Source organism: Promicromonospora sp. NPDC052451, from assembly GCF_044547525.1.
Taxonomy (GTDB): domain Bacteria; phylum Actinomycetota; class Actinomycetes; order Actinomycetales; family Cellulomonadaceae; genus Promicromonospora.
Genome location: NZ_JBIUAP010000001.1, coordinates 525,562 through 545,344 on the forward strand (window position 1 = coordinate 525,562; position 19,783 = coordinate 545,344).

Sequence of the window (19,783 nt, forward strand, 5' to 3'; positions counted from 1 at the left end):
CGGGTGAATCAGCGACCCCTCGTGCGTGACCGGAACTTCCTCGTCTTCTGGGGTACCCAGACGTTCTCGGTGCTCGGGGACTCGTTCTCCGTGGTCGCCTTCCCGCTGCTGATGCTGGAGGCCACCGGGTCGCTCCTGCAGATGGGGCTGCTGACGAGCGTCATGGCGGCAGGCTCGCTCTCGATGGGGCTCGTCGGCGGGGCGATCGTCGACCGGTTCGACCGCCGACGGCTCCTGATCGCGTGCGACGTGGCACGCCTGCTCCTGTTCGCCGCCGTGCCCGTGTGCTGGGCGATCGACCCCCAGGTGTGGCTGCTGTTCGTGGTGGCGGGCGTGGCGTCGGTGTTCGGGCAGCTCTTCCAGATCACCTACATCACGGCCGTGCCCACCCTCGTGGGCCGGGAACGGGTGGCCGAGGCCAACGGAAAGCTCCAGGCCACGGCGTCGCTCGCCAGCATCGGCGGGCCCGCCCTGGCCGGGCTCGTGGCGGCCGCGGCCGGCGTCACCGCGGCCATCGCCATCGACGCGGCGACCTTCGGCATCTCGGCGCTCGGGCTGGTCGCCGTGCGGCTGTCGCGGACCGCGCCCGCGGGCACGGTCGACCGCGCGGGCCTGGGCCAGGACCTGCGGACCGGCTTCGTCACCGGCGCCCGGTTCCTGTGGCGGCACCCCGTGCTCCGGGTGCTGACCGTCTTCCTGACCATCACCACCTTCGTCACCTACGGGATGACCGACGTGATCATCTACCAGGTGCGGCACGGCCTGGGCCAGGGCGAGACCGTGGTGGGGTACGTGATGGCCGCCGCGGGCGTCGGCACCTGCGTGGCGGCGGCCCTGTCCGCCTGGTTGCGGCGCCGGCTGGGGTTCGGCGCGCTCTGGCTGGGCGCCATGACCCTGTGCGGCGCGGCCGCGGGCGTCCTGGCCCTGGGGCAGCACGTGCTCGTGATCGGTGCGGCCGTGCTCGGCTTCTGGTTCGGGCTGATGCTCGCCGCGGTGTCCTCGATGTCGCTGCGCCAGATGGTCACGCCCGACGCGCTCCTCGGGCGCGTGACCGCCGCGTTCTGGACCATCCACTACAGCCTCGCGCCGCTCGGTGCGGCCGCCCTCACCGCGGCGGCGGACCGGTTCGGTGCCGCGCGACCGCTGCTCGCCGTCGCCGTCGTGTACCTCGGGGTCGTGGGCGTCGCGTTCTTCACCCCCGTCCGCAGCCGCAACCCGGAGGGCCTGGCCGTCGGCTGAGCAGCGGAAAAGACGAAAAGCACAGCGTTGCGGCCGTTCGACTGTCGAGCGGGCGCACACAACGCCTGGTGGATCATGGCAAGATCGATGGTGCATCCCCGGGCGGCCCTGGACACTCTCGCGACCGCCCACCTCACCATTCGTTTGGAGTTTCCCAGATGCCCATCGCAACCCCTGAGATCTACGCCGAGATGATCGACCGCGCGAAGGCCGGCAAGTTCGCCTACCCCGCCGTCAACATCACCTCGTCGCAGACCATCACTGCCGCACTTCAGGGCTTTGCCGAGGCGGAGTCGGACGGCATCATCCAGGTTTCCGTGGGCGGCGGCGAGTACGCGTCCGGCTCGACGGTGAAGGACCGGGTCTCGGGCTCCCTCGCGCTCGCGGCGTACGCCACCGAGGTGGCCAAGGGCTACGGCGTCAACATCGCCATCCACACGGACCACTGCACTGCCGACAAGCTCGACTCCTGGGTCAAGCCGCTGCTCGCGATCGAGGCCGAGCAGGTCAAGAACGGCGGCCTGCCGACGTTCCAGTCGCACATGTTCGACGGCTCCACCGTGCCGCTGGACGAGAACCTGGTGATCGCCGCGGAGCTCCTCGAGCTGTCGCAGGCCGCGCGCACGATCCTCGAGATCGAGATCGGCGTGGTCGGTGGCGAGGAGGACGGCCACACCGCCGAGATCAACGACAAGCTGTACACCACGGCCGAGGACGGCCTGGCCACGGTCCGCGCCCTCGGCGCGGGCGAGAAGGGCCGCTACCTGACGGCGCTCACCTTCGGCAACGTGCACGGCGTGTACAAGCCGGGTGCCGTGAAGCTGCGCCCGGAGATCCTGCTGGACATCCAGAAGGCCGTGGGCTCGGAGATCGGCAAGGACATGCCGTTCGACCTGGTCTTCCACGGTGGTTCGGGTTCGACGGCGGAGGAGATCTCCGCGGCCGTCGACAACGGCGTCATCAAGATGAACATCGACACCGACACGCAGTACGCGTTCACGCGTCCCGTGGTCGAGCACATGTTCAAGAACTACGACGGCGTGCTGAAGATCGACGGCGAGGTGGGCAACAAGAAGGCCTACGACCCGCGCGCCTGGGGCAAGTCGGCGGAGGCCGGCATGGCCGCCCGCATCGTCGAGGCCTGCCAGCAGCTCCGCTCGGCCGGTCAGAAGCTCTGACCCCTCGGCCGGGGTCGCCGCGCACGTGGGACGACCCCGGCCCGAGTACGGGACGGCCCGCGACACGGTTCGTGTCGCGGGCCGTCGTGCGTGCGGGCCGGTCGCGGCGGCGGTCCGCCGTGGGGCTCGTCAGGAGGCGGGCGGGCCGCTCACCCCGGCGGGGGCGGCCGTGCTGCCCGACGGCGGGCCTGCCGGGCCGTCGTCGTCCAGCTCGAAGCCCGGGTCCTCGTCCACGATGTCCAGCAGGTCGCCGATCCGGGTGACCTCCAGCAGGAAGCGCACCGTGGGCGGTGCGCGCAGCACGCGGACCCGGTGCGGGCTGCGGCTGGCCAGGCGCGCGAGGAACGCGACGCCGGACGAGTCCATGAAGGTCACGTGGTGCGCGTCGATCTCCACGGGCAGACGCGACTCCTCGGCGGCCGCCGTCGCCTCGTGCAGGTCGCCGCCGATGTCGGCGTCGATCTCGCCGGAGAGCACGATCCGGGCCCGGGACTTGCCCACGATGACGTGGATGCTCGCGGGGTCCCCGATCTCGGGGCTCTGCTGTCCGGGGTCCTGGGGGCTCCCGCCCTGCGGACCGCGCGGGGGGTCGTATGTTCCGTCCTGCACGGTTCTCCTTCCGGGAGCAATGGTGGTGGCGCTGTGTCGGTCCGATGATAGAGGTTGTGCTTCAGATCTCGGACCGTCCCAATCTACGGTTGAATGTCCTGCTGGAACAGCACCTCGCGCAATAGACATGGATGGGAGGGCATTTTGACCGATTCATCCGGTCTGACACCGTCCTCTCCGCAGCCCCGGCATCCCGGACTCTCGGTATTCGGCCTCGGTCGTGCCCAGGACGGGACGAACGCCACGAACGACACGCCGGACGGGAACGGATTCCATTTCGGTCGGGCCACCGCACCGACCACCGAGAACGCATCACCCGACGACAGGCCGGCCGACCCGCCCGCCGGCGCGCACCGTGCCCGGTCCGCCGAGCCGTACCGGGCACCCGGGACCGAACCGCGCCGGGGCATGGCGGGCACCGGCATCCCGCGCACCCTTCCCCCGTCGATCGGTGACGTGGTGCTGCGTGCCGCCGTGAACGTCGGGATCCCGGTCTTCCTCACGGGACCCACCGAGGACGGCATGCCGATGCTGTGGGCCAACAGCGCCTTCGAGCGCTACGCGGGCGTCCGGTTCAGCGACTTCGCGGGCTTCACGGTGCGCCGCCTCGGCGAGATGCTGGTGGAGCCGCAGGACCTGGAGCGCATGACGGAGCTCGTCAACGCGGGCCAGGAGGTGCACGCCACCGTGCGGTCGCACGTCCGTGGCGGCACCCACGGCTGGGCCCAGCTCACGCTCACCCCGGCCCGTGCCGGGCACAGCGACCGCATCACCCACTGGGTCGGCTTCAGCGTGGACGTGTCCGACCACATGGAACGCCATGCGGCGCAGCTCGCGAGCCTGGAGGTCGAGCGCCAGCAGCGCGAGGACCTCGACCTCATCGCGCAGACCACCGAGATCCTCACGGACCTGGAGTACCCGTACGCCCTGCGCGACATCGCGGAGCTGCTCCAGTCGATGGTGCGCTGGGCCGGCTTCTACGTGAACGACGACGGGCTCAAGCACGCCGCCGGCATCGACGTCGCGGCACCGCCGAGCGGCCGCGGCCGCCGTCACGCCCGGTACATCGAGGGCGACAACATCGCGGACAAGTCCCTGCGGCGTCGTCCGCAGACGGACGCCCTCGGCGACTCCGTCACGACGGGCCCGATGCCGATCCTCGAGGTCGTGGACTCGGTGCAGGACGTGCTCGACGGCGTGCTCGACGGTCCCGTCGCGCTGCACCTCGACATCCCGCACGCACCGCACTCGGCGTCCGGCTGGCTGCAGCGCGACCTCACGCTGCGGCTGGCGGACGAGCTGGGCAAGGCACCCGACTCCGTGGTGGTGCACCCCGTCGCCGGTCGGCGGGACGTGCTGGGCCTCGTGGTGATCGTCCCGGACGAGGACGAGTCCGGCGAGTACGTGGAGGCCGAGGAGCCCGACACGCTGCGCACCGTCGTGGAGGTCGTGGCGCGCCGCGCGGGCAGCGCCATCGACAACGCGCGCATGTACGCGCGTGAGCACCGCCTCGCCGAGACCCTGCAGCGCGCCATGCTCCCCGAGCAGGCGGACGTCGCGGGCCTGGACGTGTGGACCTACTACGCGCCCAACGCCGAGCACGCCCAGGTCGGCGGCGACTGGTACGACGTGCTGCAGATCTCGCCGGAGCTGGTCGGCATCGTGATCGGCGACGTCGTGGGGCACGACGTCGAGGCGGCCGCCACCATGGGTCAGCTCCGGTCCGTGGTGCGCTCGTACGCGTTCGAGCTGTCCACCCCGAGCCGCGTGCTCGAACGCGTGGACCAGCTCGTGGCCGGCATGGGCATCCCCCGCTCGGCGAGCATGGTGTACGCCTCCCTCAAGCGCGAGGAGGCGCCGGACACCTGGACGGTCGGCTATTCGCGTGCCGGCCACCTGCCGCCGCTGCTGCTGCGCGGCGGCAAGGTGATCAAGATGGACGAGGGTGGCGGCGCGCTCGTCGGCTTCGGCTCGCGCGAGCGGAGCACGGGCGAGGCCCGGCTCCAGGCCGGCGACACGCTCCTCTTCTACACGGACGGCCTCATCGAACGGCGCGACCGGTCGCTGCGGCTGGGCCTGGAGGCGCTGCTGGAGACGGCGTCGGCGATCACGGCGCGCGACGCCGCGGGCGTGGGCGAGGAGCTGCTCTCCCGCCTCGCGGACGCACCCGAGGACGACGTCGCGATCGTCGTGGTCCGCATCCCCGACCCGACGGGCGACGCCGGGGAGACCGCGCTGTCGCCGCGCTGGCGGCGCTGGATGCTGCCGAGCGAGCCGTCGTCGATCGGCCGCGCCCGGCACGCCGTGCTGCGCACCTGCCAGGCGTGGGGCATCGAGGAGTCGGCGCAGGCCGAGCTGGTGGTCTCGGAGCTGGTGGCGAACGGTGTGCTGCACGGCTGGGGGCACATCGCGCTGCGCCTGTACGACACGGGTGACGGCCTGCGCATCGAGGTCGAGGACAACAACCCGGCACCCCCGGTGGCCACCGACGGGCACCCCAACCGGCTGGGCGGCTTCGGCATGCAGATCGTGGACCGGCTGGCCGAGTGGGGCTGGCGCCCGTCCGGCAGCGGAAAGCTGGTCTGGGCGAAGCTGCGCCGCCAGCCCACCCCGCCGAAGTAGCCGCGCCGCGGGACGCCCAGGTCACCGAGTGGCCCGGGCGTCCGGCAGTGTGAGGTGGATAACGTTTTACGCGGTGGACGCGTCGCGATGGGACAACGGTGACCCGTCGTCCTCGCGCGAGGTCATGACCGCGAACCCCGAGTCGGGGGCCGAGGGCTCGCACGCGTGCTCGTCGTCGACGCGGAAGAGCTCCATCGCGCCGCACACCTCGAGCACGAACAGGTCGCGCTCGTCGGCGCCGCGGATGACGGTGGCGCCACCGCGCTTGCGGCCGGCGTCGGCCAGGGAGATGAGGAACGCCGCGCCGGTGGAGTCCATGAAGGTGACCCGGCACATGTCGATGACGAGCAGCTGCCGGCGCAGACCGACCACGCGCGCCGCGATCTCCGGGAACTGGTCTCGTTCGGCGAGGTCGAGGTCGCCGGCGATCACGAGCGTCGTCGTCGTGGGAGACGTCGCGATCTCGATCATGTGTCGAGCGTAACGACTGTTGCTCGATCGCACCGGATGAAAGGCAAAATTCACCGCCTCGGCAGAGCCCGCGGGCAATCCGGTGCGCCCGGCTTTGCCCCTCGGTGTCCCGGAAGTGTGAGAATCCGTGCATGAGCACCCACGAGAACCTGCTGCAGGGCCCGGCCCCGACGCTGCTGCCCGACGACCTTCCGGCCGCTCGTGAGCGCCTGACCAGCGGGGACGACCCGGTCGAGGTGGCGGCGCAGGCTCCGGCGTCGTCCCTCGTGTGGGCCGTCCTGGCCGAGGGCTCGCTCACGGTGGGCACCGCTGCGGCCGACGTCGCGGCGTACGCCTACGCCCGCACCGGCTACCACCGCGGCCTGGACGCGCTGCGCCGGGCGGGCTGGCGGGGCCAGGGCCCGATCCCGGCCGGGCACGTGCCCAACCAGGGTTTCCTGCGTGCCCTGCTCGCCCTCTCGGAGGCCGCGCACCGCATCGGCGAGGAGGCGGAGGCCGACCGCTGTGCGACGTTCCTCACGGACTCCGGCACGTCCGCGGACGAGGTCCGCGCCCTGCGTCCCACCACGAAGTAGACTCGGGCGCGGCTCGCCGGCGCCAACGGAGCGCACGCGGCGGAGCGACCAAGCAATCCGAGAAGGTGGAGATCCATGCCAGGCGTCGTGCTCGTCGGGGCCCAGTGGGGCGATGAGGGCAAGGGAAAGGCGACGGACCTCCTGGGCTCCCGCGTCGACTACGTGGTCAAGTTCAACGGTGGTAACAACGCGGGGCACACGGTCGTCATCGACGACGAGAAGTACGCCCTGCACCTGCTGCCGTCGGGCATCCTGTCGCCGGGCGTGGTGCCGGTCATCGCCAACGGCGTGGTGGTCGACATCGAGGTCCTGTTCGAGGAGCTCGACGCCCTGATCGAGCGCGGCGTGGACGTGTCCCGCCTGCTCGTGTCGGGCAGCGCGCACGTCATCGCCCCGTACCACCGCACCATCGACAAGGTGACCGAGCGGTTCCTCGGCAAGCGGCGCATCGGCACCACGGGCCGCGGCATCGGGCCGGCGTACGCCGACAAGATCAACCGCGTCGGCATCCGCATGTGGGACCTGTTCGACGAGAAGATCCTGCGCGCCAAGATCGAGGGCTCGCTGGACCAGAAGAACCACCTGCTCGTGAAGGTCTACAACCGGCGGGCCATCACGGTCGACGAGACGCTCGACGAGCTGCTGCAGTACGCCGAGCGGCTGCGCCCCATGGTCACCGACACCGCCGTCGAGCTGAACAAGGCGCTGGACGCGGGCAAGAACGTGCTGTTCGAGGCCGGCCAGGCCACGATGCTCGACATCGACCACGGCACCTACCCGTTCGTCACCTCGTCCAGCGCGACGGCGGGCGGCGCGGTCACCGGGTCCGGTGTCGGGCCCACCCGCATCGACTCCGTGATCGGCGTCATCAAGGCCTACACGACGCGCGTGGGCGAGGGTCCCTTCCCCACGGAGCTGTTCGACGACAAGGGCGAGTTCCTGCGCAAGACCGGCGGCGAGTACGGCGTCACCACGGGCCGCGCCCGCCGCACCGGCTGGTACGACGCCGTGATCGCCCGCTACGCGACGCGCATCAACGGCCTCACCGACATCGTGCTCACCAAGCTCGACGTGCTCACCGGCATGGAGAAGGTGCCGGTCTGCGTGGCCTACGACGTCGACGGCGTGCGCCACGACGAGATGCCCACCGACCAGACGGCCTTCCACCACGCGAAGCCGATCTACGAGGAGCTCGACGGCTGGTGGGAGGACATCTCCCAGGCCCGCTCCTTCGACGACCTGCCCAAGAACGCCCAGGCGTACGTGAAGGCGCTCGAGGAGATGTCGGGCACCCGGATCTCCGCCATCGGCGTGGGTCCCAAGCGTGACGAGATCATCCCCGTCCACGACCTCATCCACGCCCGCTGAACCCGCTGAGACCACACCACCGAGAGAGCCCTCCGCCACAGTGAAGATCCTCGTCATCGGCACCGGTGCCCGTGAGCACGCCATCATCCACTCCCTGCACCGGGAGACCGAGGCCGGCACCGCCGCGCACGAGCTGCACGCGGCCCCGGGCAACCCGGGCATCGCGGAGCTGGCCACCCTGCACCCGGTCGACCCGCTGGACGGGACGGCGGTCGCTGCCCTCGCCGAGCAGGTGGGTGCCGACCTCGTCGTCGTCGGCCCGGAGGCGCCGCTCGTCGCGGGCGTGGCCGACTCGGTCCGCGCGGCAGGCATCCCGGTGTTCGGCCCGTCGGGCGAGGCCGCCCGGCTGGAGGGCTCCAAGTCGTTCGCCAAGGAGGTCATGGCCGCCGCCGGCGTGCCGACCGCGATGGCACACGTGTGCACCGACACGGCCGAGCTCGCCGCGGCCCTGGACGCGTTCGGCGCGCCGTACGTCGTCAAGGACGACGGTCTGGCCGCGGGCAAGGGCGTCGTGGTGACGTCCGACCGGGCGGAGGCGCTCGCGCACGGCGAGGCCTGCCTGGCCCACGAGGAAGGCCGCGTAGTGATCGAGGAGTACCTCGACGGCCCCGAGGTGTCCCTGTTCTGCGTGTGCGACGGCGCCACGGTGGTCCCCCTGGTCCCGGCGCAGGACTTCAAGCGGGTCGGCGACGGCGACGAGGGCCCCAACACCGGCGGCATGGGCGCCTACACGCCGCTGGAGTGGGCGCCGCCGGGCCTGGTCGACGAGGTGGTCTCGCGCATCGCCCAGCCCACCGTCGACGAGATGGCGCGGCGCGGCACGCCGTTCTCCGGTGTCCTGTACGTGGGGCTCGCGCTCACCAGCCGGGGCACCCGTGTGGTGGAGTTCAACGCGCGCTTCGGCGACCCCGAGACGCAGTCCGTGCTGGCCCGGCTCGCGACGCCGCTGTCCGAGGTGCTGCTCGCCGCGGCCACGGGCGGGCTCGCCGGGCTGGAGCCGCTGCGCTGGCGCCCGGAGGCGTCGGTGACGGTGGTCGTCGCGTCGGAGGGCTACCCGGCGTCGGCGCGTGCGGGCGATCCGATCAACGGTCTCGAGGACGTCGCGGCGCTGCCCGGGGTGCACGTGCTCCACGCGGGCACCGGCCGCTCCGAGACCGGGGAGCTGGTCAGCGCGGGCGGGCGGGTGCTGTCCGTCGTGGCGCTCGGTACCGATCTGGCGGACGCCCGGCGTCGGGCCTACGAGGGTGTGGCGCGGATCGACCTCAAGGGTTCGCACCACCGCACCGACATCGCGCTGAAGGCGGAGCGCGGCGAGGTCACCGTCCCGTAGCGCCGCGCGCGGCTGCCACCTGCTCCGGGTGGTCTCGCCGTCCGCCGGCGTCACCTCCGCGAAACCTGGGCGGCGTTACCATCACGGCCTGTCGACAGGGGAGTGGGTCGTGGCCGAGCGCGAGCGCGTCACGTTCGAGAGCACGTCAGGTCCGCGGCTCGCGGGCATCGTCGATCTGCCCGACGGCGAGGTGCGCGGCTGGGGGGTGTTCTCCCACGGGTTCACGCTCGGCAAGGACTCGCCGGCCGCGGCGCGGATCTGCAAGCAGCTCGCCGCCGAGGGCATCGGGATGCTGCGCTTCGACAACCTCGGCCTGGGGGACTCCGAGGGCGACTGGGGCGACGGCTCGTTCACGCACAAGGTCGCCGACACGGTGCGGGCCGCCGAGTTCATGGCCGGCCAGGGCCGGCCGGTGCACCTGCTCGTGGGCCACTCGTTCGGCGGAGCGGCCGTGATCGCCGCCGCCGCGGACGTGCCGGGCGTGCAGGCCGTCGCGACGATCGGTGCCCCCGTCCAGCCGCGGCACGCGGAGCACAACTACGACGCCGTCCTGGGCCGCGTGTTCGACGACGGTCACGCACTGTGGATGGTGGGCGGCCGCGCGCTCACGCTGAAGCGGCACTTCGTCGAGGACGTCCGGCGGGCCGAGCTGCGCTCGAAGATCCGCGAGATGGGCTCGCCCCTGCTGGTCATGCACTCGCCGACGGACAGCACCGTCGACATCTCGAACGCCGGGGAGATCTTCCGGGAGGCGCGGCACCCGCGCTCGTTCGTCTCGCTGGAGGGCGCCGACCACCTGCTCACCGCGCCCGGTCAGGCCAAGCGGGCGGCCCGCATCATCAGCGCCTGGGCGGACCAGTACCTCACCGTCTGAACCGGCGCGGCGCACGTCACTGGTCCCGGACAGCGGGGCACCCCGCCGCGCAAGTAGACTCTCCCCGGAATCTTCCTCGCCATTCCCATCAGCAAGGAGCCTTCGTGGGACGCGTCGTCGTCGAGGTCATGCCCAAGCCCGAGATCCTGGACCCCCAGGGCAAGGCTGTCGTCGGGGCGCTGCCGCGCCTCGGTTTCACCCAGTTCTCCGGCGTGCGTCAGGGCAAGCGGTTCGAGCTCGAGGTGGACGGCGAGGTGACGCCGGAGATCCTCGCCGCCGCGCGCGAGGCCGCCGCCACCCTCCTGTCCAACCCGGTGATCGAGGACGTCGTGTCGGTGACCGACGCGTCGGACGCCGTCACCGAGACCGCGGTGAGCGCCTGATGTCGGTGGTCGAGCCGACGTCCGCCGCCCCGGTCCCCGGCATCGGGGGCGCCCGGATCGGCGTCATCACGTTCCCCGGCACGCTCGACGACCGGGACGCGGTGCGTGCCGTGCGCCTCGCGGGTGCCGAGGCCGTGTCGCTGTGGCACGCGGACGAGTCGCTCCAGGACGTCGACGCGGTGGTGCTGCCCGGCGGGTTCTCCTACGGCGACTACCTGCGCGCGGGTGCGATCAGCCGGTTCGCCCCGGCGATGTCCGCCGTCGTGGACGCCGCCAAGGGCGGTATGCCGGTGCTCGGCATCTGCAACGGCTTCCAGGTGCTGACCGAGGTGCACCTGCTGCCCGGCTCCATGGTCAAGAACGACCACCTGCACTTCGTGTGCCGGGAGCAGTCGATGGTCGTCGAGAACGCGCACACCGCCTGGACCAACGAGTTCCGGCGCGGCCAGCGGATCACGATCCCGCTGAAGAACCAGGACGGCCAGTTCGTGGCGGACGAGCGCACCCTCGACGAGCTCGAGGGCGAGGGCCGCGTCGTCTTCCGCTACGAGGGCTGGAACCCGAACGGGTCGCGCCGCGACATCGCGGGCATCACCAACGACCGCGGCAACGTGGTGGGGCTCATGCCGCACCCGGAGCACGCCGTCGAGCCCGGGTTCGGGCCGGCCTCCGCCGAGGGGCCGCGCGCCGGCACCGACGGGCTGACGTTCTTCACGTCGGTGCTGTCCTCGCTGGTCCACGCGTGACCACGGGCTCGTCCCGGGCAGGTACGCATGGCCGCTGAGGTGCTGGCGGGGCTCACCATCGAGACGGTGAGCTGGGACCACCCGGACGCCGTCCGCCTCCGTGCCGAGCAGCAGCGCGAGATCGACCTGCGGTACGCCGAGCCCGGCGCGCCGTCGAACGACGACGGCCTGCCCGTGCCCGACGGGCGCGACCAGGTCGACCCCTCGAACGTCTTCGCCACCCTCCTGCTCCGGGTGGACGGAGAGCCCGCCGCGCACGCCGCGGCCCGCGACCTGTCCGGCCGCGACGACTACCGTGGCGGCCGGCACCCCGAGGGCACGGGCGAGGTCAAGCGCGTGTACGTCGCCCCCGGATTCCGGGGCCGCGGCCTCTCCCGCACCCTGATGGAGGCCGTGGAGGACGTGGCCCGCGCCGCGGGCGTGCGGCACCTCGTCCTGGAGAGCGGCCTCATGCAGCCCGAGTCGCTCGGGCTGTACCTGCGGATGGGGTACGACCCGGTCGAGTCGTTCGGTGTGTTCTCGGACGAGCCCGGGTCACGCTGCTTCGGCAAGTGGCTCGTGCCCGGGCCCGACGGCGAGCCGGCCCGCCAGGAGGGCGGGGGCAGCTCCCCGGTCGTGGAGCTGCGTGAGGTGCCCTGGGTCGATCCCGACGCCGTCGCCCTGCGCCGCGCCATGTGGGACTTCCACCAGGAGCGGTACCCCGAGATGGCACGCGACGTCGCGGCGCGCGGCGGTCACGAGGCCGTCGACGCCGAGCGGGGCCGGTCCGCCCTGGCCACCTTCCTCGCCACCGTGGACGGACGGCCGGCCGGGTGCGCCACGCTCGCCGCCGCGCAGGCCGGGCCCGAGCACCTCACGGCCGATCCGCTGCGAGGCGTCGCGGGGCTCGTCGCCGCCTCGGCCGCGGGGCCGGTCGCGGCCGCGGACTCACGCGGGTTCGAGATGCGCGGGGTCTTCGTGGACCCCGCCGTACGGCGCGCAGGCGTCGCCACGGCGCTGGTCCGCCAGGTCGAGGCCGAGGCGCGGCGCCGGGGCGGGCTCGCGCTCTTCCTCGGGACCGGCATCCGCCAGCCGGAGGCGCTGCGCCTCTACGTCGGGCTCGGTTACCGGCCCGTGCTGCCGTACCCGCCGCACGACACCCCCGACGACCCGCTGCTGCTGTTCCTGGCGAAGCCCCTCTGAGCTCCGGCCGCGCACGGTCGGTGCGGGGTGCGGTTCCTCAGCGCACGTCGCGGAGATAGTCGAGCTGGGCACGGACCGACGAGCGGGCCGCCGGCAGCACCGACGGGTCGACGTCGGAGTACACCGCGCGCGTCACCTCGTCCAGCAGCCGGTCCGGGAGCGGGGTCCCGGCGCGGGGCAACGGCGCGTCGAGGGCGGTCAGGGCGGAGCGCACCTGGTCCAGCCGCTCCTGCCGGTGCTCGCGGTAGGCCCGCACCACCGCGCCGAGGTCGTCCACGACCGGCCCGTGCCCGGGCAGGCCGAGGACGGGCGACGTCGCGCCGCCGAGCGCGGCGACCCGCGACGCGAGGCGGTCCAGCGACGCCAGGTAGTGCCGCAGCGAACCGTCCGGCTCGGCGAGCACCGTCGTACCCCGGCCCAGCACCGTGTCCCCCGTGAGCACCACCGTGCCCGACGCCGTCCCGGTCGCCTCTCCTGGCGACTCGCCGGTGGGTGCCGACACCACGAGACACACGGAGTCCGCGGTGTGTCCCGGCGTGGCCAGCACCTCGATGCGCAGGCCCGCGACCTCCAGGACCTCGCCGTCGGCCAGCGGTCCGGACCTCGGGCCGGTGCTCCTGCCGTCCGCGCAGAACTCCGGCAGGACGCCCCGTGACGGCGCCCCGGTCAGCTCGCGGAACCGGGCGAGCCCGCCGGTGTGGTCGGCGTGCCGGTGGGTGACGAGCACCAGCTCGACCGGACCGGCGTCCGCCAGGGCGGTGAGGTGCGGTTCCAGGCCGGGCCCGGGATCCACCACCACGCAGCCGGGTGCGCCGGGGGCGCGCAGCACGTAGGACCGGGTCCCGTCGAGCGTCATCGGGCCGGGGTTGTCGGCACGGAGCACCGACGCGAAGGAGACGACCGGAATCACCGGATCACCTTATCCAGGGGGCGACGGGGCTTGTGCTGCGGCGTCCCGCGGTGTGTGATCGATGAACCACCTCCCAATGGCGAGAGGACCCCGGAATGCCCCTCGTTCCCGGCAGGTCGCGAGGCTCCCGCGGCCGCACAGCCCGCACCGTTCCCGCACTCCTGGCCGCGGTCGCGCTCGCCGCGACCGCCCAGGCCGTCCCCGTGCCCGTCCCCGCAGCCGGCGCCGCGGACGGCCCGGTCCTGGTCAGCGCGGACCCCGTCGTCCTGGTCGGCGACGGTGGCACCGCGCACGTCACGCTCACCGTCGAGGCCGACGGCGGCGGCACCCTCGCCGCACCCGTCACGGTCCGCTGGCGCACGGGCTCGGGCACCGCGACCGCCGACGTCGACTACACCGCCGGCTCCGGCACCGTCGAGTTCGCGGCAGGAACGCCGTCGGGCGCCGAGCGGACCGTCGCGATCCGCACCCGGGCGTCGGCGTCGGGCGAGACGGCGGAGACGGTCCGGGTGGGTCTGGAGTCCGGGGACGCGGAGGTGTCCGCCGACCCCACCGTCGTCGTCCGGGCGCACGGGCTGCCGTACCTCGACCGCCGCCTGCCCACGGAGCGCCGGGTCGCGGACCTGCTGGGCCGCATGACGACGGCCGAGAAGGTGGGGCAGATGACGCAGGCCGAACGGGCGAACGTCGCGGGTGACCCGGCGGTCGTCACGGAGCTCGGGCTCGGGTCGATCCTGAGCGGCGGCGGGTCCACGCCCGCCGACAACACGCCCGAGGGCTGGGCCGACGCGATCGACGGCTTCCAGGCACGCGCCCTGGCGACCCGGCTGCAGATCCCCCTGATCTACGGGGTCGACTCGGTGCACGGGCACGGCAACCTGGCAGGGGCCACGATCCTGCCGCACAACATCGGGCTCGGTGCCACGCGCGACCCGCTGCTGGTGGCCCGGGCCGAGCGCATGGTCGCCACCGAGACCCGTGCGACCGGCATCCCCTGGACGTTCGCGCCCTGCCTGTGCGTGGCGCGCGACGACCGCTGGGGCCGCACCTACGAGTCCTTCGGCGAGCACCCGGCGCTGGCGGGAGTGCTCGGTGCCGCCGCCGTCACGGGGTTCCAGGGGCGCCGCCTGGACGGCAGCCGATCCGTCCTCGCCACGGCCAAGCACTTCGTGGCCGACGGCGACACCGCGTACGGCACCGGCGAGGGCGACTACACGATCGACCAGGGAGTCACGCAGCAGAGCCGGCGGCATGTCGAGGCCGTGGACCTGCCGCCCTACGAGGCGGCGCTCGGGGCAGGCGTCGGCTCGGTCATGCCGAGCTTCTCCAGCGTCGACTGGACCGACGACGGCCTGGGCAACCCCCTCAAGATGCACGCCCACGACGAGCTGATCAACGGCTGGCTCAAGGACGGGCACGGCTTCGAGGGCTTCGTCATCAGCGACTACCAGGGCATCCACCAGATCCCGCCGCTCGCGCCCGACCCGCCGACCACCGGCCAGATCGTCACGAGCGTGAACGCGGGCGTGGACATGTTCATGGAGCCCTCGCAGTTCGAGCGGTTCCATACACGGCTCGTCGCGGCGGTGCAGGACGGTGCCGTGGCCGAGGAGCGGATCGACGACGCCGTGTCCCGGATCCTGACGGCCAAGTTCGAGCTGGGCCTGTTCGAGGAGCCGTTCGCCGACCGGTCGCATGCCGACGAGATCGGGTCCGCGGAGCACCGGGCCGTCGCGCGCCAGGCGGTGGCGGCGTCGCAGGTGCTGCTCAAGAACGCGCGGCACGCGCTGCCGCTGGACCACGACGCGAGCATCTACGTGGCGGGCCGCAACGCCGACGACCTGGGCAACCAGGCCGGCGGCTGGACCGGCACGTGGCAGGGCTTCTCGGGCGACGTCACCGAGGGCACCACGATCCTGGAGGGCATCCGGGCGGCGGCCGACGACGTCACGTTCAGCGAGGACGCCTCCGCGCCGACCGCCGGGGCCGACGTCGGCGTCGTCGTCGTGGGGGAGACCCCGTACGCCGAGGGGTTCGGTGACGTGGGTGGCCCCGAGTGGGCCTGGGACCCGGCGGACGGCGGCGTGCCGCGCGAGGAGAAGTCGATGGCGCTCCAGCCGGGCGACGCCGAGGTCGTGGAGAAGGTGTGCGCCGAGATCCGTGCCTGCGTGGTCCTGGTGGTCTCGGGCCGGCCGCAGGTGCTGACCGACCAGCTCGGCTCGATCGACGCGCTGGTTGCGTCGTGGTTGCCGGGGACGGAGGGCGCGGGCGTCGCGGACGTGCTGTTCGGCGAGCGCCGGTTCACGGGCCGGCTGCCGGTCTCGTGGCCGCGGTCCGCCGACGACCCGGTGGTCAACGTCGGCGACCGGGACTACGACCCGCTGTTCCCGTTCGGCTGGGGGTTGTCCACGGGTGGCCGGGTCGCCCACCTCGACGAGCACCGGCTGGCGCTGCAGGACGCGGTGCTCGACCCCGTGCACGGCGTCCCGGCGCGCGAGTCCCGCCTGCTCGCCCGGGCCGACGTCGCCCGGCTGGAAGGGCGTGCCGGCCTCGCCCTGAGCATCCTGGGCGAGGCGGAGGGCGGACGCTGACGGAAGCATGCCTGGGTCTCCGACAGGGGCCGGCGCAGGACGGTCGGCGGAGGGCGGCCGGGGCAGGACCCGCCAGGTGAAGGTGCCCCGCGGGGGTGGGTTGCTCTGGGTAGACAATGTCTACGCGGAGCAACCCACACCCGCGGGCCATGTCCTCTCAGGGTCAGCCCGCCGAGGCGAGCGCCTGCTCCACGTCCTCGACCAGGTCGCGGGGGTCCTCCAGGCCGACCGAGAGGCGCACCGTCGTCTCCGTGATGCCGACGGCGGCCCGGCCGGGCGCGCCCAGCTTGCGGTGGGTGGTGGTCGCGGGGTGGGTGATCAGGGACTTCGCGTCGCCCAGGTTGTTCGAGATGTCGATCACCCGGAGCGCGTCGAGGAACGCGAACGTGTGCTTCTTCGCGCTCTCGGCGTCGACGCCCTCGGGGACGGCCAGGTCGAACGTGACCACGGTGCCGCCCCCGCTCATCTGGGCGCGCGCGAGCTCGGCCTGCGGGTGCGAGTCGAGGAACGGGTACCGGACCGCGCCCACCCCGGGCAGCTCCTCCAGGGCGTTCGCGACGGTGAGCGCGCCCGCGCCCTGCGCCGCGACGCGTACCGGCAGCGTCTCCAGGCCCTTGAGCAGGGTCCACGCGTTGAACGGCGACAGCGACGGCCCCGTGTTGCGGATGAAGGTCTGCACGGGGCCGGTCACGTACTCGGTCGAGCCGAGGATCGCGCCGCCGAGCACGCGGCCCTGGCCGTCGATGTGCTTGGTGGCCGAGTACACGACCACGTCGGCGCCCAGCTCCAGCGGCTTCTGCAGCAGCGGGGTGGCGAAGACGTTGTCGAGCACCACGGTCGCCCCGGCCGCGTGGGCCAGGTCCACGACGGCGCGCACGTCCACGATGTCCTGCATCGGGTTGGAGGGCGTCTCGAAGAACACCACGTCCGCCGGTGTGGAGAGGGCCTCCTCCCACTGGGACAGCACGTGCCCGTCGACGTAGTCGGTGTGCACCCCCCACTTCTTGAGGATCTCCTCGAAGATCACCACGGTGGACCCGAACAGGGCCCGGGCGGCCACGATCCGCGAGCCGGACCCCACGAGCGCGGCCAGCGACGTGAACACCGCGGACATGCCCGTCGCGGTCGCGTAGCAGGCCTCGGCGCCCTCCAGCAGGCGCAGGCGCTCCTCGAACGTGTGCACCGTCGGGTTCCCGTAGCGGGAGTAGACGAACCGGTCCAGGTCGCCCTTGAACGCGGCCTCGGCGTCGGCCGCCGAGTCGTACACGTAGCCCTGCGTGAGGAACAGTGCCTCGCTGGTCTCCTGGAACTCGCTGCGCTGGTGCCCGCCGCGCACGGCGAGCGTCTGCGGCCGGACGGTGGGCGGCAGCGGCTTGCGGCCGGACCCGCCCGGGCTCGCGTCGTGCGGGAAAGCGCCCGTGACGGTCACGCGTCGCCCTCCGACGCCGGGCCCTGCGACCAGGGCAGCCCGGCGACCTTCCAGCCTCGCTGGTCGCGGACGCCGTCGGCCCCGGGCGCGCCCTCGAACCCGTCCAGCACGTTGTACGACGGCGTGATGCCCGACGCCGTCGCGAGCCGCGCCGCGCCGATCGAGCGCTGACCCGACCGGCAGAGGAAGACCACGGGGCCGTGCGTCACGCCGGCGGCCTTGAGCTCCTCCAGGAACGCGGGGTTGGGCCGTCCGCCGGCCCGCACCCACTCGCTGAACACGGGCCGCCTGCCGAGCGACGACGTGTCCGGCACGCCGATGGTGCGCCACTCGCCGTCGGTGCGGACGTCCACCAGCGTGGCGTCCGGGTCGTCCGCGAGCAGGTCCCAGGCCTGCTGGGGCGTGAGGTCGCCGGCGTAGCCGTCGGCGGGCCGGGCTCCGGGGTGTGCGGGATCGCTCATGGTGCTCCTCCATCGGTCGTGGCGGTAGCACCCTCGTCCGTCCGCGCCGCGAGGCGGGAACGCTGGGTTGCTGCGGCGTCGTCGTGCCACGTCACTCGGCCGCTCGGGATGGTCGTGGCCAACCCTACGACATCTGTCCGGTGGGTGGAACGGCGTCTCGCACGCTGGGCGTGCGCTCGGATGTTGGGACCAGCATCTGAGACATCCGTTGACAGTCCCTTGACCCGCGACACAGGATGACGCCAGGTCATGAGTGCCAGCGCCAAGCCCCGGCTCGCTGGCCGGCAACCCTCCTCCGCGGTGGGGTGCCCCGGGTGACGACCTGGCCGTGCGCAGCCCGCGTGCGGCAAGCGCGGGGGCACGTCCCCCAGGACCTTGCTGGAGGATGCCATGTCCGCACCCACCCTCACCCGTCGTCCCGCTGCCCCGGTGGCGGACGTCGCGCCGCTCCGGCCCGTCGTCGGCGGCGCCACGCTCGTGCCGCTCGTGGACGGTACCCAGGTCGCCTATGCGAACCTCGACGTCGCCGCGTCCGCCCCGGCGCTGCAGGCCGTCGCCGACCGCGTCACCCAGGTGCTCCCCCTGTACGCCAGCGTGCACCGCGGCGCCGGCTACCTCTCGCAGGTGAGCACGGCGCTGTACGAGACCGCCCGCCGCACGATCGGCGCGTTCGTCGGCGCCCGCGAGGACGACCTGACGATCATCACCCGCAACACCACCGACTCCCTGAACCTCCTCGCCGGCTGCGTCCCCGCCCAGCCCGACGGCGAGCCGGGCCGTGTGCTGGTGCTCGACGTCGAGCACCACGCCAACCTGCTGCCCTGGCAGCGGTCCACGGGTGCGACCGTGCTGACCGGCGGCGCGACCGTCGCCGAGACCCTGGCGCAGATCCGCGAGGAGCTCGCCGACGCCGCCTCGGACCGGCCGTTCGCGCTGCTCGCCCTCACCGGCGCCTCCAACGTGACGGGGGAGTCGCTCCCGGTCGACCAGATCGTGGCCGTCGCGCACGAGTACGGCGCGCGCGTGGTGCTCGACGGCGCCCAGCTCGTGCCGCACCGCCGCATCTCCCTGGAGTCGACCGGTGTCGACTACCTCGCGTTCTCCGGTCACAAGACGTACGCGCCGTTCGGTGCGGGCGCCCTGGTGGGCCGTCGCGACTGGCTCGACGCCGGTACGCCGTACCTCGCGGGCGGCGGTGCCGTCCGGCGTGTCCGGGTCGGTGGCACGGACTGGCACGAGGGTCCCGCCCGCCACGAGGCCGGCTCGCCCAACGTGATCGGCGCGGTGGCCCTGGCCGCGGCGTGCGAGGAGCTCGCGGCGCTCGACCCTGCCGAGGTGGTCGCGCACGAGACGGCGCTGCGGGAACGGCTGGTGGCCGGCCTCGAGGCGATCGACCGCGTCGAGGTGGTGCGGGTGTGGGCGGACGCCGTGGACCCGGTGGGCGTGGTGACCTTCACCGTGTCCGGGTACGACCCGGGCCTCGTCGCCGCCTACCTCTCCGCGGAGCACGGCATCGGCGTGCGGGACGGCAGGTTCTGCGCGCACCCTCTGCTCGGCCGCCTCGGCTTCGACGCCGGGGCCGTGCGTGCCTCGGTCGGCGTCGGCACCGCGGGCGAGGAGGTGGAACGCCTGGTCGCCGCCGTGGCCCGGCTCGTCGCCGAGGGCCCGCAGGCCGGGTACGACGTCGTCGACGGCCTCTGGGTGGTCACCGACGACCCGCGCCCGGTCCCGGAGGGATCCGGTCTCGCGGGCCTGCTGGCGACGGCCGCCCTGGGCTTCGACGAGGCCTTCGGCTGCCTTCCCGACGAGGACTAG

General features: G+C 73.1%; 17 protein-coding genes and 1 riboswitch. Of the genes, 12 read left to right on the plus strand and 5 right to left on the minus strand.

What is annotated here, in order from left to right; translation table 11 throughout:
• Positions 1–3: 3 nt before the first annotated feature.
• Both ACIG47_RS02260 and fbaA read left to right on the plus strand, forming a co-directional pair.
• Positions 4–1,239: an MFS transporter gene (locus ACIG47_RS02260; RefSeq protein WP_397429431.1), complete on the plus strand. Its 1,236-nt coding sequence runs from the start codon at positions 4–6 to the stop codon at positions 1,237–1,239.
• A gap of 158 nt (positions 1,240–1,397) precedes the next feature.
• Positions 1,398–2,417 carry a class II fructose-bisphosphate aldolase gene (gene fbaA, locus ACIG47_RS02265; protein ID WP_397416466.1) on the plus strand — a complete coding sequence of 340 codons (1,020 nt, stop codon included), beginning with the start codon at positions 1,398–1,400 and terminating at the stop codon, positions 2,415–2,417.
• A gap of 129 nt (positions 2,418–2,546) precedes the next feature.
• On the opposite strand, the gene ACIG47_RS02270 is transcribed toward fbaA, so the two are convergent.
• Positions 2,547–3,026 (minus strand): STAS domain-containing protein, encoded by a 480-nt coding sequence (locus tag ACIG47_RS02270; protein ID WP_397416468.1) that lies wholly within the window; start codon positions 3,024–3,026, stop codon positions 2,547–2,549.
• A 408-nt stretch (positions 3,027–3,434) separates the two neighbouring features.
• Here ACIG47_RS02270 and ACIG47_RS02275 point away from each other — a divergent pair, with 408 nt between their 5' ends.
• On the plus strand, positions 3,435–5,648 hold the full coding sequence (locus ACIG47_RS02275) for a SpoIIE family protein phosphatase (RefSeq protein ID WP_397416470.1): 2,214 nt from the start codon (positions 3,435–3,437) through the stop codon (positions 5,646–5,648).
• A gap of 66 nt (positions 5,649–5,714) precedes the next feature.
• On the opposite strand, the gene ACIG47_RS02280 is transcribed toward ACIG47_RS02275, so the two are convergent.
• Complete coding sequence (locus tag ACIG47_RS02280) at positions 5,715–6,119, minus strand: STAS domain-containing protein (RefSeq protein WP_397416472.1); 405 nt, start codon at positions 6,117–6,119, stop codon at positions 5,715–5,717.
• A 131-nt stretch (positions 6,120–6,250) separates the two neighbouring features.
• On the opposite strand from ACIG47_RS02280, the gene ACIG47_RS02285 reads away from it, so the two are divergent.
• The 7 genes from ACIG47_RS02285 (at position 6,251) to ACIG47_RS02315 (ending at position 12,577) form a co-directional block, all read left to right on the plus strand.
• Positions 6,251–6,694 (plus strand): DUF3151 domain-containing protein, encoded by a 444-nt coding sequence (locus ACIG47_RS02285; RefSeq protein ID WP_397429432.1) that lies wholly within the window; start codon positions 6,251–6,253, stop codon positions 6,692–6,694.
• Positions 6,695–6,769: 75 nt separating this feature from the next.
• Positions 6,770–8,062: an adenylosuccinate synthase gene (locus ACIG47_RS02290; protein ID WP_397416477.1), complete on the plus strand. Its 1,293-nt coding sequence runs from the start codon at positions 6,770–6,772 to the stop codon at positions 8,060–8,062.
• A gap of 40 nt (positions 8,063–8,102) precedes the next feature.
• The gene (purD, locus tag ACIG47_RS02295) at positions 8,103–9,392 is read left to right on the plus strand and encodes a phosphoribosylamine--glycine ligase (protein WP_397429433.1); all 1,290 of its coding nucleotides are present in this window, start codon (positions 8,103–8,105) and stop codon (positions 9,390–9,392) included.
• A 109-nt stretch (positions 9,393–9,501) separates the two neighbouring features.
• Positions 9,502–10,266 carry an alpha/beta hydrolase family protein gene (locus tag ACIG47_RS02300; RefSeq protein WP_397429434.1) on the plus strand — a complete coding sequence of 255 codons (765 nt, stop codon included), beginning with the start codon at positions 9,502–9,504 and terminating at the stop codon, positions 10,264–10,266.
• Between the two features lie 104 nt (positions 10,267–10,370).
• Positions 10,371–10,649, plus strand: a complete 279-nt coding sequence (gene purS / locus ACIG47_RS02305) for a phosphoribosylformylglycinamidine synthase subunit PurS (protein ID WP_397416483.1) — start codon at positions 10,371–10,373, stop codon at positions 10,647–10,649.
• Positions 10,649–11,395, plus strand: a complete 747-nt coding sequence (purQ, locus tag ACIG47_RS02310) for a phosphoribosylformylglycinamidine synthase subunit PurQ (RefSeq protein ID WP_397429435.1) — start codon at positions 10,649–10,651, stop codon at positions 11,393–11,395. Before purS ends, purQ begins: the two co-directional genes overlap by 1 nt.
• A 27-nt stretch (positions 11,396–11,422) precedes the next feature.
• Positions 11,423–12,577: a GNAT family N-acetyltransferase gene (locus ACIG47_RS02315; protein ID WP_397429436.1), complete on the plus strand. Its 1,155-nt coding sequence runs from the start codon at positions 11,423–11,425 to the stop codon at positions 12,575–12,577.
• A gap of 37 nt (positions 12,578–12,614) precedes the next feature.
• On the opposite strand, the gene ACIG47_RS02320 is transcribed toward ACIG47_RS02315, so the two are convergent.
• A complete protein-coding gene (locus ACIG47_RS02320) occupies positions 12,615–13,433 on the minus strand; it encodes an MBL fold metallo-hydrolase (protein ID WP_397416592.1) in 819 nt (272 codons plus the stop codon).
• A gap of 149 nt (positions 13,434–13,582) precedes the next feature.
• Between ACIG47_RS02320 and ACIG47_RS02325 the strand changes: the two genes are divergently transcribed.
• Positions 13,583–16,078 carry a glycoside hydrolase family 3 N-terminal domain-containing protein gene (locus tag ACIG47_RS02325; RefSeq protein WP_397429437.1) on the plus strand — a complete coding sequence of 832 codons (2,496 nt, stop codon included), beginning with the start codon at positions 13,583–13,585 and terminating at the stop codon, positions 16,076–16,078.
• A 163-nt stretch (positions 16,079–16,241) separates the two neighbouring features.
• Here the strand turns inward: ACIG47_RS02325 and ACIG47_RS02330 are convergent, their stop codons facing one another.
• Positions 16,242–17,507 carry an O-succinylhomoserine sulfhydrylase gene (locus tag ACIG47_RS02330; protein ID WP_397429438.1) on the minus strand — a complete coding sequence of 422 codons (1,266 nt, stop codon included), beginning with the start codon at positions 17,505–17,507 and terminating at the stop codon, positions 16,242–16,244.
• The gene (locus tag ACIG47_RS02335) at positions 17,504–17,968 is read right to left on the minus strand and encodes a rhodanese-like domain-containing protein (RefSeq protein ID WP_397429439.1); all 465 of its coding nucleotides are present in this window, start codon (positions 17,966–17,968) and stop codon (positions 17,504–17,506) included. The genes ACIG47_RS02330 and ACIG47_RS02335 overlap by 4 nt, the downstream gene beginning before the upstream one ends.
• A gap of 245 nt (positions 17,969–18,213) precedes the next feature.
• Positions 18,214–18,327: riboswitch (SAM riboswitch) on the plus strand.
• A gap of 31 nt (positions 18,328–18,358) precedes the next feature.
• Between ACIG47_RS02335 and ACIG47_RS02340 the strand changes: the two genes are divergently transcribed.
• On the plus strand, positions 18,359–19,783 hold the full coding sequence (locus ACIG47_RS02340; RefSeq protein ID WP_397429440.1) for an aminotransferase class V-fold PLP-dependent enzyme: 1,425 nt from the start codon (positions 18,359–18,361) through the stop codon (positions 19,781–19,783).